The following is a 12,268-nucleotide window of genomic DNA, read 5'->3' on the forward strand; positions in this document are numbered from 1 at the left end:
ATTTCTGATCGACGGCCGTCAAACATCAATTATCGTTTTGTTTTCAATGACTTGAGGTTTCGCAAAGTCGTGGCACTCTGAGATTGCTGTTGTGCCCGCAAGTTCGATCCGCACGCGAGTCGGGGGCATTTCATGCAAGCCAAGGTGCAAGAAAATCCTGAGGGCCAGGCCACCGCTCTCTGGATGTCGACCATCGCTTTCACGGTCTGTTTTGCGGTCTGGACCGTTTTCTCCATCATCGGCATCCAGATCAAAAAGGATCTCGGACTGTCAGAAACCCAATTCGGGCTTCTGGTCGGCACGCCGATCCTCACCGGCTCGCTGATCCGCATTTTCCTCGGCATCTGGACCGATCAATATGGCGGGCGGCTCATCTATACGCTGACGATGCTGGCGGCCGCAGCCGCGACGTATCTCCTGACCTACGCGACCACCTATCCGCAAATGCTGGTTGCCGCGCTCGGTGTCGGTATCGCCGGCGGCTCCTTCGCGGTTGGCGTTGCCTATGTGTCGCGCTGGTATCCGACTTCCAAGCAGGGCACCGCACTCGGCATTTTCGGCGCCGGCAATGTCGGCGCGGCGGTGACCAAGTTTCTGGCGCCGTTCGTGCTGGTCGCCTATGGCTGGCACGCGGTGGCGCAGATCTGGGCGGCCGGTCTGGTGGTGATGGCGCTGATCTTCTGGTTCGGCACCAAGGACGATCCGGTTCTGGTGGCGCGGCGCGCCAAAGGCGAGAAGCCCAAGAGCGCCTGGCTCGAACTCGAGCCGCTGAAGAATGTCCAGGTCTGGCGCTTCTCGCTCTATTACTTCTTCGTGTTTGGTGCCTTCGTTGCGCTGGCGCTGTGGCTGCCGCGCTATCTGATCGGGGTCTACGGGCTCGACATCACGACCGCGGGCATGATCGGTGCGGCCTATTCGGTGCCGGCCTCGATCTTCCGCGCCTATGGCGGTCACCTTTCCGACAAATACGGCGCGCGCCGCATCATGTACTGGACGTTTATCGTCTCGGTGCTGGTCACCTTCATTCTGTCCTATCCGCCGACCCAGTATACGATCAAAGGCATCACCGGCCCGATCACCTTCCATATGGAGACCGGGGTCGCGACCTTCACCGTGCTGGTGTTTGTGCTTGGCTTCTTCATGAGCCTCGGCAAGGCCGCGGTCTACAAGCACATCCCGGTCTATTATCCGAACAATGTCGGCGCGGTCGGCGGTCTGGTCGGCATGATCGGCGGGCTCGGCGGCTTCATTCTGCCGATCATGTTCGGTGTTCTGAACGATCTCACCGGGATCTGGACCAGCTGCTTCATGCTGCTGTTCCTGCTGTCCGGCGTGGCACTGCTTTGGATGCATCTCGCGATCCAGCGCATGGAGCACGAGGCGCGTGAACCCGATCTCACCAAGCTTCCGCAACTTCCGGAAATGGAAGCGATCCACAAGCCGGAGCATATCGGCAAGCTCGGTCCCGCCATCATCGAGGACTGGCGTCCGGAAGACAAAACCTTCTGGGACGAGACCGGGCGTGCGATCGCGCGGCGCAATCTCTGGATATCGATCCCGGCACTCCTTCTCGCCTTCGCAGTCTGGATGGTGTGGTCGGTGGTGGTGGCGAAGCTCCCCGCGGTCGGCTTCAAGTTCACAACCGACCAGTTGTTCTGGCTGGCGGCGATGCCGGGCCTTTCCGGCGCCACGCTCCGCATCTTCTATTCCTTCATGCCGCCGATCTTTGGCGGCAGGCTCTGGACCTCGATCGCGACCTGGTCGCTGATGATCCCGGCGGTCGGCATCGGGCTTGCGGTGCAGAATCCCGATACGCCCTACATCATCTTCCTCGGGCTCTCGCTGCTCTGCGGCTTCGGCGGCGGCAACTTCGCATCGTCGATGGCGAATATCAGCTTCTTCTTCCCGAAAGCGGAGAAGGGCAACGCGCTCGCGCTCAATGCGGGCCTCGGCAACCTCGGCGTCAGCGTCGTGCAGTTCGTGATCCCGCTGGTGATCACCGCCGGCGTATTCGGCTGGCTCGGCGGCGATCCGCAAACCGCGGCTGACGCGAGCGGCACCACGAAACTCTGGCTTCAGAATGCCGGCTTCGTCTGGGTGCCGTTCATCGCGGCCTCCGCGACGGCCTGCTGGTTCGGCATGAACGACATCGCCGCGATGAAGGCGTCGTTCGCCGATCAGGCGGTGATCTTCCAGCGCAAGCACAACTGGATCATGTGCTGGCTCTATACCGGCACTTTCGGCTCGTTCATTGGCTATTCCGCGGGCTTCCCGCTGCTGGCCAAGACCCAGTTCCCGCAGGTCGACTCGCTCAAGCTCGTCTTCCTCGGCCCGCTGGTCGGCGCCATTTCGCGCTCCGCAACCGGCTGGCTGTCGGACAAGTATGGCGGCGCCCGAGTCACCTTCTGGGTCTTCATCCTGATGATCGCGGCGGTCGGCGGCGTGCTCTACTTCCTCGACATCAAGGATCAGCCGCATGCTTTTGCCGGCTTCTTCGCGATGTTCATGATCCTGTTCTTCGCAACCGGCGTCGGCAACGCGTCCACCTTCCAGATGATCCCCGCGATCATGCGTGCGGAGATGCCGAGGCTCGAGCCGAAGCTTGGTGCGGCCGAACGCGTTCGCCAGGCCGACATGGAATCCGCCGCGATCATCGGCTTCACCTCCGCGGTCGCGGCCTACGGCGCCTTCTTCATCCCAAAGAGCTACGGCTCCTCGATCGCCATCACCGGCGGACCCGAGATGGCGCTGTGGGGCTTCATGCTGTTCTACGTCACCTGCGTCGCGGTGACCTGGTTCTACTACACACGGCGCGGCGGGCTGCTGCGCGACATCGAACGCGGCGGAAAAATGCCGGCTGCGGCGCAACCGGCAGAGTGAGGGAACATCATGAGCCACTTTCTGGACCGCCTGACGTTCTTCAAGCGCGTCACCGGCGAATTCGCCGACGGCCACGGCATCGTCACCAATGAGGATCGCCGCTGGGAAGACGGCTATCGCAAGCGCTGGCAGCACGACAAGATCGTGCGCTCGACGCACGGCGCGAACTGTACCGGCTCCTGCTCGTGGAAGATCTACGTCAAGGGCGGGATCGTTACCTGGGAGACCCAGCAGACCGATTATCCGCGCACGCGGCCCGATCTGCCGAATCATGAGCCGCGGGGCTGTTCGCGCGGGGCGAGCTATTCCTGGTACCTCTATTCCGGCAATCGCGTGAAATATCCGCTGGTCCGCTCGCGGCTGCTCAAGCTGTGGCGCGAGGCGCGGGCGCTACGGACTCCGGTCGCGGCCTGGGCGTCCATTGTCGAGGATCCGGGCAAACGCGCGGCCTACACCACGAAACGCGGTCACGGCGGTTTCGTGCGCGCGACCTGGGACGAGGTGACGGAAATCGTCGCCGCTGCCAACGCGTACACGGTGAAGAACCACGGCCCGGACCGCGTCATCGGCTTCTCGCCGATCCCGGCCATGTCGATGGTGTCCTATGCGGCCGGTTCGCGCTACCTGTCGCTCCTTGGCGGCGTCTGCATGTCGTTCTACGATTGGTATTGTGACTTGCCGCCGGCCTCGCCGCAGACCTGGGGCGAGCAGACCGACGTGCCGGAAAGCGCCGACTGGTACAATTCCGGCTTTCTCATCTTGTGGGGCTCGAACGTCCCGCAGACCCGCACCCCCGACGCGCATTTCTATACCGAGGCGCGTTATCGCGGCGCGAAGAGCGTCGTCATCTGCCCGGATTATTCGGAAGCCTCGAAATTTGCCGATCTCTGGATTTCGGTCAAGCAGGGCACCGACGCAGCGCTCGCGATGGCGATGGGCCACGTGATCCTGCGGGAATTCCATATCGACCGGCAAGCCAAATATTTCTGCGATTACGCGCGCCAGTATACGGACATGCCATTTCTGGTGCGGCTGGTGAAATCCGGGGGACGGCTCGTGCCCGAGCGGCTCGTGCGCGCCTCGGACTTCACCGGAACTCTCGGGGAGAGCAACAACCCGAAATGGAAGACCGTCGCCTATGACGAGGCGAGCGGCGAACTCGTCGTGCCGAACGGCTCGGTCGGTTTCCGCTGGGGCGAGAAGGGCAAGTGGAATCTCGAGGAGAAAGACTCTACGGGACGCGACACCAAGCTCCGCCTCTCGCTCGCCGATGTGAAGGATGAGCTTGCGGACGTTGCTTTCCCCTATTTCGGCAATCGCGAGCACGATCACTTCGCCGGTACGGATCATCCCGATGTGCTGATGCGCAAGGTGCCCGCCAGGCGCGTGATGCTCGCGGACGGCGAGGCGCTGGTCGCCTCGGTCTACGACCTGTTTCTCGCCAATTACGGCGTCGATCGCGGCTTCGGCGGCGAGCACGTCGCGAAATCCTACGACGAGAACGTGCCCTATACGCCGGCCTGGGCGGAGAAAATCTCGGGCGTGCCGCGCGAGCAGATCATCACGGTTGCGCGCGAATTCGCGCTGAATGCCGAGAAGACCAAGGGCCGCTCGATGGTGATCATCGGGGCCGCGATGAACCACTGGTATCATTGCGACATGAACTACCGCGGCGTCATCAACATGCTGGTGATGTGCGGATGCGTCGGCCAGTCCGGCGGCGGCTGGTCGCATTATGTCGGGCAGGAGAAGCTGCGGCCGCAATCGGGCTGGCTGCCGCTCGCCTTTGCGCTCGACTGGGCGCGCCCGCCGCGGCAGCAGAACTCGACGTCATTCTTCTATGCACATACCGACCAGTGGCGCTACGAGACCCTCGGCATCGACGAGATCATCTCGCCAACCGCACCTGCCGGACCGTGGGACGGCGCGCTGATCGACTACAATGTGCGCGCCGAGCGCATGGGCTGGCTGCCGTCGGCGCCGCAGCTCAGAGAGAATCCGCTGACGGTCGCAAAGAAGGCCGAGGCTGCGGGTCTGGAGCCGAAGGACTATGTCGCCAAGGCGCTGAAGTCCGGTGACTTGCAGATGTCGTGCGAGGACCCGGATCACCCGGACAACTGGCCGCGCAACATGTTCGTGTGGCGGTCCAACCTGCTCGGGTCGTCCGGCAAGGGTCACGAATATTTCCTCAAGCATCTCCTTGGCACATCGCATGGCGTGCAGGGCAAGGACCTCGGCGAGACCGGGCACAGGAAGCCGAAGGACGTGGTCTGGCATGACGACGCACCGATCGGGAAACTTGATCTCCTGGTGACGCTCGACTTCCGCATGTCCACGACCTGCGTCTATTCCGACATCGTTCTCCCAACCGCGACCTGGTACGAAAAGAACGATCTCAACACCTCCGACATGCATCCCTTCATCCACCCGCTCACCGCGGCGATCGACCCGGTGTGGGAAGCACGGAGTGACTGGGACATCTACAAGTCGATCGCAAAATCCTTCTCCAAGGTCGCGCCGGAGGTGCTTGGCGTCGAGAAGGACGTGGTGCTGACCCCGATCCTGCACGACACGCCGGCCGAGATCGCGCAGGCGCTGGACGTCAAGGACTGGAAGAAGGGCGAGGTCGAGCCGATCCCCGGCAAGACCATGCCGACGGTGACGGTGGTCGAGCGCGACTATCCGAATCTCTACAAGCGCTTCACCGCGCTCGGCCCGCTGATGCAGAAGCTCGGCAATGGCGGCAAGGGCATGGCCTGGAACACCGAGCACGAGGTCGATTTCCTCAAGAGCCTGAATGGCGTCGTGACCGAGGAGGGCGCGACCAAGGGGCTCGCGAAGATCGACACCGATATCGATGCGACCGAGGTCATCCTGTCGCTCGCGCCGGAAACCAACGGCGAGGTCGCGGTCAAGGCGTGGGAGTCGCTGTCCAAGTTGACCGGCCGCGACCACACCCATCTTGCTGTCCACAAGGAGGACGAGAAAATCCGGTTCCGCGATGTGGTGGCGCAGCCGCGCAAGATCATCTCATCGCCGGTATGGTCCGGCCTCGAAAGCGAGAAGGTCTGCTACAACGCCGGCTATACCAACGTGCATGAGCTGATCCCGTGGCGCACGCTCACGGGTCGCCAGCAGCTCTATCAGGATCACCTGTGGATGCGCGCCTTCGGCGAGGCGCTCTGCGTCTATCGCCCGCCGGTCGACCTGAAGACGGTGAAGCCGATCATCGACCGCAAGCCGAACGGCGAGAAGCAGATCGTCCTCAACTTCATCACCCCGCACCAGAAGTGGGGCATCCACTCGACCTATACCGACAATCTGCTGATGCTGACGCTGTCGCGTGGCGGGCCGATCGTCTGGATCAGCGAAGCTGACGCGAAGGCAGCGGGGATCGTCGATAACGACTGGATCGAGGCCTACAACACCAACGGTGCACTGGTTGCGCGTGCGGTGGTGTCGCAGCGGGTGAAACAGGGCATGTGCCTGATGTATCACGCGCAGGAGAAGATCGTGAATGTGCCGGGCTCGGAAGTGACTGGCCAGCGCGGCGGCATCCACAACTCAGTGACCCGCGCGGTGGTGAAGCCGACGCACATGATCGGAGGCTATGCCCAGCAGTCTTACGGCTTCAACTATTACGGCACGATCGGCACCAACCGCGACGAATTCGTCATCGTCCGCAAGATGGCGAAGGTCGACTGGCTCGACACACCGTCCGCCGACCAGCCCGAACAACTCTCCGTCGCCCGCAAGCTGGAGGCTGCAGAATGAAAATCCGCGCGCAGATCGCGATGGTGCTCAATCTCGATAAGTGCATCGGGTGTCACACCTGCTCGGTCACTTGCAAGAACGTTTGGACCAATCGCGAAGGCATGGAATATGCCTGGTTCAACAACGTCGAGACCAAGCCCGGCATCGGCTATCCCAAGGACTGGGAAAACCAGAAGCGCTGGAACGGCGGCTGGGTCCGCAAGCGCAACGGCAAGATCGAGCCGAAGATCGGCTCGAAATGGCGCGTGCTGGCGAAGATTTTCGCCAATCCCGATCTGCCCGAGATCGACGATTACTACGAGCCCTTCACCTTCGATTACGAGCACCTGCAAAAGGCGCCCGAAGTGCCGGCCTTCCCGACCGCGCGTCCGCGGTCTCTCGTCACCGGCGAGCGGATGGAAAAGATCGAGTGGGGTCCGAACTGGGAGGAAATCCTCGGCGGCGAATTCGCCAAACGCTCGCAGGACTATAATTTCGAGGGCGTGCAAAAGGATATCTACGGCCAGTTCGAAAACACCTTCATGATGTACCTGCCGCGGCTGTGCGAGCATTGCCTCAACCCGACCTGCGTCGCGTCCTGTCCGTCCGGCGCGATCTACAAGCGAGAGGAAGACGGCATCGTCCTGATCGATCAGGACAAGTGCCGCGGCTGGCGCATGTGCGTGTCCGGCTGTCCCTATAAGAAGATCTATTACAACTGGGAGAGCGGCAAGTCGGAGAAATGCATCTTCTGTTATCCTCGCGTCGAGGCCGGTCAGCCGACGGTCTGTTCGGAAACCTGCGTCGGGCGCATCCGCTATCTCGGCGTCGTGCTCTATGACGCCGACCGGATAGAGGAAGCCGCCAGCGCCCCGAACGAGCAGGACCTCTACGAGGCGCAGCTCTCAGTCTTTCTCGATCCCAATGACCTCCGGATACTCGAGGAAGCGCGGGCGCAGGGTATCCCAGAAGCCTGGCTCGAGGCGGCGCGCCGTTCTCCGATCTGGAAGATGGCGATGGAGTGGAAGATCGCGTTCCCGCTGCATCCGGAATACCGCACGCTGCCCATGGTCTGGTACGTGCCGCCGCTCTCGCCGATCCAGTCGGCCGCGGCCGCAGGCAAGATCGGCCATGACGGCGAAATGCCGGACGTGCGCTCTCTGCGCATTCCGCTGCGCTATCTCGCCAATCTCCTGACGGCAGGCAAGGAAGCCCCGGTCACACTCGGTCTCGAACGGATGCTCGCCATGCGCGGCTATATGCGGGCGAAGACGGTCGACGGCGTGATCGACGAGGCGATCGCCAAGCGCGTCGGCCTGAGCGCACTGCAGATCGAGGACATGTACCAGATCATGGCGATCGCCAATTACGAGGATCGCTTCGTGATCCCGACCGCGCATCGCGAACTGGACGAGGATGCCTACGACCTGCGCGGGTCGTGCGGCTTCTCATTCGGCAACGGCTGCTCGGGCGGCACCAGCGAAGTGAATCTGTTTGGGACACCGAAGCGCGCCAAAACCCCGATGGAGGTCGCGTGATGACACGAACGCTCAAGATACTCTCCGCGCTGCTCAGCTATCCGACCGCGGAACTCCAGGAGCATATCGTCGACATGCAGGACGTCGTCAGCCGAGAGGGCGTCCTGACCGGCCAAGCCCGCCGAGCGCTCAATTCGCTGTTCGAGGACATCGCCCGGGGCGAACTCTACGACCTGCAGGAGCGCTATGTGCTGCTGTTCGACCGCACTCGCTCGCTGTCGCTGCATCTGTTCGAGCACGTTCATGGCGAGAGCCGCGATCGCGGACAGGCGATGGTCGACCTGCAGACCATGTATGTGGAAAAGGGCCTCGAACCCGGCACCTCCGAGCTTCCGGACTTCCTGCCGCTATTCCTGGAATTCCTGTCGCTGTTGCCGCGTGCCGAGGCCTTCGATCTGCTCGGCCAGCCCGCACATATTTTCGCGGCGATCGCCGAGCGGCTCCGCAAGCGCAACTCGCCCTATGAAGCGGTGTTCCGTGCGCTGGTGGCGCTCGCAAAGGACAAGCCGAAGGGCGAGGACATTGCCGCGGCCCTGCAGGCGCCGGATACCGATCCGAACGATCTCGCGGCTTTGGATGCGGCCTGGGAAGACGAAGAGGTGCGGTTCGGGCCGGGCAGTGGCGACAGCTGCAAGGACGGGCTGATCGCACGCGTCCGCGCCGGGATGCGGCCCGCGCCGGACATGCCGGTCGCTGCTCCGCAGAATCCGACCACGCGGCATTGAGGAGACGACGATGCGCGAAACCATCAATCACATCGTGTTCGGCTGGTATCCGTATCTCTGCCTCACGGTGTTCATCGTCGGAAGCTGGCTGCGCTTCGACCGCGAGCAATACACCTGGAAGACCGGATCGAGCCAGTTGTTGCGCCGCCGCCAGCTGATGTGGGGCTCGAACCTGTTCCATGTCGGCATCCTGATCATCTTCGCCGGACATCTCGTCGGCCTCCTGACGCCGATCTGGATCTTCGATGCGCTCGGCATCTCGCACAGCTTCAAGCAGTGGATGGCGATCGTGATCGGCGGGGTGGCCGGCATCATGTGCTTCATCGGCATGACCTTGCTCATCCATCGCCGTCTTTTCGACGTGCGAATCCGCAGCACCTCCTCGTTCGGCGACATCGCGATCCTGCTGCTGCTCTATGCGCAGCTGATCGTCGGCCTCGCCACCATTCCGGTTTCGCTCGGTCATCTCGACGGTCACGAGATGGTCAAGTTCATGACCTGGGCGCAGGGCATCCTCACGCTGCAGCCGGGCGTCTCCGCGCTGATCCTCGACGTCAGCCCGGTGTTCAAGCTGCATCTGTTCCTCGGCATGACGATCTTCCTGGTGTTCCCGTTCACCCGGCTGGTGCATGTCTGGAGCGCTCCGGTCTGGTATCTCGGCCGGCGCGGCTATCAGGTGGTGCGTTCGACACGGCCCTATGGGCGCATGCCGGCGGCGCAGCCGGACCGCGGCCTTCCGGTCACGACCACCCGGGCGCAATCGCCCTCGGCGCGCCGTGAACCGGTTCCGGCGGAGTGATGGCCATGAACTGCTCGGTCCGCGACAGCATCATGCCAAGGCCGCGACAGGTTGCGGTCAACGGTGTCGTCATCCCGCGCGATGCGATTGCGCGGGAAACGCAGAACCATCCGGCGGAAACCCCGATCAAGGCCTGGACCGAGGCCGCGCGTTCGCTGGTGGTGCGTGAGTTACTGCTGCAGGAAGCGAAGCGCCTGAATGTTCGCGCGGTCCCGTTGAGCGACGATGCCGATCGGCGCGAGACCGAGGATGAAGCATCGATCCGGGGACTGATCGAGCAGGAGGTCGTCATTCCGGTTGCAGACGACCAAACCTGCCGGCGCTATTACGACATGAACCGCAAGCGGTTCGTGTCCCAGGACATCTACTGCGCCGCGCATATTCTGTTTCCAGCGAATGCCGCAGACCACGCGGCTTACGCCGAAGCGCTTGAACTGGCGCGTGCGGTGCTCGTCGAGCTGGAGCGGGCGCCGGAGCGGTTCGAGGATCTCGCGCGGTCTTATTCCGCGTGCCCGTCCGCGGCGCAGGGCGGCAATCTCGGCCAGATCGGCCAGGGACAGACGACACCGGAATTCGAGCGCGCGCTGATGGCGCTTGCGCCCGGCAACCTTACGAAGGAGCCGGTGGAGACGCGCTACGGTCTCCACATCATCCGGCTGGACCGCAAGATCGAGGGTGCCAAATTGCCGTTCGAGGCCGTCGTCGATCGCATTGCGGACTACCTGACCGAAAGTGCGCGGCGGCGCGCCACGGCGCAATACATCGCGCGGCTGGTGACGCGGGCCGAAATCGCCGGCGTCGAAATGCCGGGTAGAGCCGAGCACAGGGTGAATTGAGGGCCAGGTCATGTTGCTTGGAGACGTGATCGCACGCTTCGACGATGACAGCACGGCGCTGCAGATGCTGATGTCGCTTGACGATCTCGCATTGATCGCGCGCGTTCGCCAAGCCTGCGAGCGCGACGATTATCAGCTAGGAGAATTCGCGGCGCTTGCCGTGCAACGCTACGCCGCCTCGGCGAGCGATGAGGAATGGGTCACGGTGCTCGGCCAGATGGGGCGCACGCAGGCCCCCGGGATCGAATTGCTGCGGCGCGCGCTGATCTGGATGCTCGATCTTGAGCACGCACATGGGTAGACGCGCCGACGATTCGGACAACAACCACGGCGCCGAACCGCCAAGTCTCGATCATCTGTTCGACCGCAATGTCGCCTGGGCGCAGCAAAAGACGCTCGACGATCCCACTTTCTTCGTTCGCATGGCCGAACAGCAGTCACCGAGACTGTTATGGATCGGGTGCTCGGACAGCCGCGTCACCGCCAACGACGTGCTCGGCCTCGATCCCGGCGAGGTCTTCGTCCAGCGCAATATCGCCAATATCGTACACACCAGCGACATGAACTTGCTTGCGGTGCTCGAATTCGCGATCGAGGTGCTGCATGTTCAGCACATCATTGTGTGCGGGCATTACGGCTGCGGGGGCATTCGCCGCGCGTTGGGCAATGAGCGTACGGCGCTTGTCGATCACTGGCTGCAGCCCGTCGTTATGTTGTACCGCAAGCACCGTGCAATTTTCGATGCCATCGTCGATCCCGATGCCCGCATCGATCGCATGTGCGAACTCAATATCGAAATGCAGGTCCGCCGCGTCGCCGCGATCCCGACAGTGGAGAATGCCTGGTTGCGCGGCCAGCCGCTGCGGCTGCACGGCTGGGTCTACGGCATCCAAGACGGATTGCTGCGCAATCTCGGTCCGACGCTTGCATCGATCGCCGAGCGTGACGCGTTGCCGAGCATCGACGAACGCGTTCGTCACCCGGTCGAGCCGACCAGCGGCGTGCGGCGTCACGCGATCGAAGCGTTTGCAACAGTTGATATCCGGGGAGAATGCGATTGCGAGGTTTACGGGAGGAGCAAAGCAGTTGGGAACACGTCGGCTTCTGGCACTGAGCGAACATAGCGGCTTCGCTGCCACACAACTAACCTTTACAATCACGCGTTTGATCGGAATCATCCCGACGCGTCGGCAACCACTGAATGGCCGCCGGGAGACTTTTACGAAAACTTTTGGCACAATCGGCGAAACGCCGCGTCTCTCTGCACTTCGACGACGAGCGAACCCTAGAGAAAGTCCCGAATTGCGGGCTTTTTACCACCCTCCCCCGGAGAGCCTCCCAGCCGGCGGAAATCCGATGTGTCCGGAATGGACCCATGTGTGACTGGCTGGCGGTGCAGTGGGATACGAACCCGTCTCCGGCTCAAATTCCCTGCTAACAGGGAAATCAACAGGGAAAATCGGCTCTTCTCCGCCTTTTGCGAACGTCGGAGCACGAGTTAGACCAATAAAAAGGGCCAAACTCGTGAAATTCCCTAAGAAAAGAACAGGGATTATTTTTCAAAGAACAGGGATTTTCGGTCGGGATTGCAGGGAACGCGCGTAAGCGTCGTAAGCGTCCATTTCTCGCACACTTGTCCGAAGACTCACGAACACGATCTGTTCTCGCCCTCGATTTGCATTGGGAGAGAACGGATGGCGAGCGAGCAACGACCGTGGAAGCGTCAGCGCGAGGCTT

General features: G+C 62.4%; 8 protein-coding genes. All 8 read left to right on the forward strand.

What is annotated here, in order from left to right:
• Window positions 1–132 precede the first annotated feature (132 nt).
• The 8 genes from AB7F49_RS23600 to AB7F49_RS23635 are packed head-to-tail and all read left to right on the forward strand — an operon-like array spanning window position 133 to window position 11,655.
• On the forward strand, window positions 133–2,880 hold the full coding sequence (locus tag AB7F49_RS23600; RefSeq protein ID WP_428526891.1) for a nitrate/nitrite transporter: 2,748 nt from the start codon (window positions 133–135) through the stop codon (window positions 2,878–2,880).
• 9 nt (window positions 2,881–2,889) lie between these two features.
• On the forward strand, window positions 2,890–6,654 hold the full coding sequence (locus tag AB7F49_RS23605; RefSeq protein WP_428526893.1) for a nitrate reductase subunit alpha: 3,765 nt from the start codon (window positions 2,890–2,892) through the stop codon (window positions 6,652–6,654).
• Entirely contained in the window at window positions 6,651–8,171 is a 1,521-nt protein-coding gene (narH, locus tag AB7F49_RS23610; RefSeq protein WP_428526895.1) for a nitrate reductase subunit beta, read from the forward strand. Before AB7F49_RS23605 ends, narH begins: the two co-directional genes overlap by 4 nt.
• A complete protein-coding gene (gene narJ / locus AB7F49_RS23615) occupies window positions 8,171–8,896 on the forward strand; it encodes a nitrate reductase molybdenum cofactor assembly chaperone (protein ID WP_428526897.1) in 726 nt (241 codons plus the stop codon). Before narH ends, narJ begins: the two co-directional genes overlap by 1 nt.
• A gap of 10 nt (window positions 8,897–8,906) precedes the next feature.
• Window positions 8,907–9,695 (forward strand): respiratory nitrate reductase subunit gamma, encoded by a 789-nt coding sequence (narI, locus tag AB7F49_RS23620; protein ID WP_428526899.1) that lies wholly within the window; start codon window positions 8,907–8,909, stop codon window positions 9,693–9,695.
• A gap of 5 nt (window positions 9,696–9,700) precedes the next feature.
• Entirely contained in the window at window positions 9,701–10,531 is an 831-nt protein-coding gene (locus AB7F49_RS23625) for a peptidylprolyl isomerase (protein ID WP_428526901.1), read from the forward strand.
• A 10-nt stretch (window positions 10,532–10,541) separates the two neighbouring features.
• Window positions 10,542–10,832: a hypothetical protein gene (locus AB7F49_RS23630; RefSeq protein WP_428526903.1), complete on the forward strand. Its 291-nt coding sequence runs from the start codon at window positions 10,542–10,544 to the stop codon at window positions 10,830–10,832.
• Complete coding sequence (locus AB7F49_RS23635; protein WP_428526905.1) at window positions 10,825–11,655, forward strand: carbonic anhydrase; 831 nt, start codon at window positions 10,825–10,827, stop codon at window positions 11,653–11,655. Before AB7F49_RS23630 ends, AB7F49_RS23635 begins: the two co-directional genes overlap by 8 nt.
• Window positions 11,656–12,268 lie beyond the last annotated feature (613 nt).

It is taken from the genome of Pseudorhodoplanes sp. (assembly GCF_050250235.1).
Taxonomy (GTDB): domain Bacteria; phylum Pseudomonadota; class Alphaproteobacteria; order Rhizobiales; family Xanthobacteraceae; genus Pseudorhodoplanes.

Excerpts from the sequence above, each read along its gene's own strand:
- narJ (WP_428526897.1), top strand. The coding sequence starts at position 8,171 with ATGACACGAACGCTCAAGATACTCTCCGCGCTGCTCAGCTATCCGACC.
- AB7F49_RS23630 (WP_428526903.1), top strand. The coding sequence starts at position 10,542 with ATGTTGCTTGGAGACGTGATCGCACGCTTCGACGATGACAGCACGGCG.
- narH (WP_428526895.1), top strand. The coding sequence starts at position 6,651 with ATGAAAATCCGCGCGCAGATCGCGATGGTGCTCAATCTCGATAAGTGC.
- AB7F49_RS23600 (WP_428526891.1), top strand. The coding sequence starts at position 133 with ATGCAAGCCAAGGTGCAAGAAAATCCTGAGGGCCAGGCCACCGCTCTC.
- AB7F49_RS23605 (WP_428526893.1), top strand. The coding sequence starts at position 2,890 with ATGAGCCACTTTCTGGACCGCCTGACGTTCTTCAAGCGCGTCACCGGC.
- AB7F49_RS23625 (WP_428526901.1), top strand. The coding sequence starts at position 9,701 with ATGAACTGCTCGGTCCGCGACAGCATCATGCCAAGGCCGCGACAGGTT.
- narI (WP_428526899.1), top strand. The coding sequence starts at position 8,907 with ATGCGCGAAACCATCAATCACATCGTGTTCGGCTGGTATCCGTATCTC.
- AB7F49_RS23635 (WP_428526905.1), top strand. The coding sequence starts at position 10,825 with ATGGGTAGACGCGCCGACGATTCGGACAACAACCACGGCGCCGAACCG.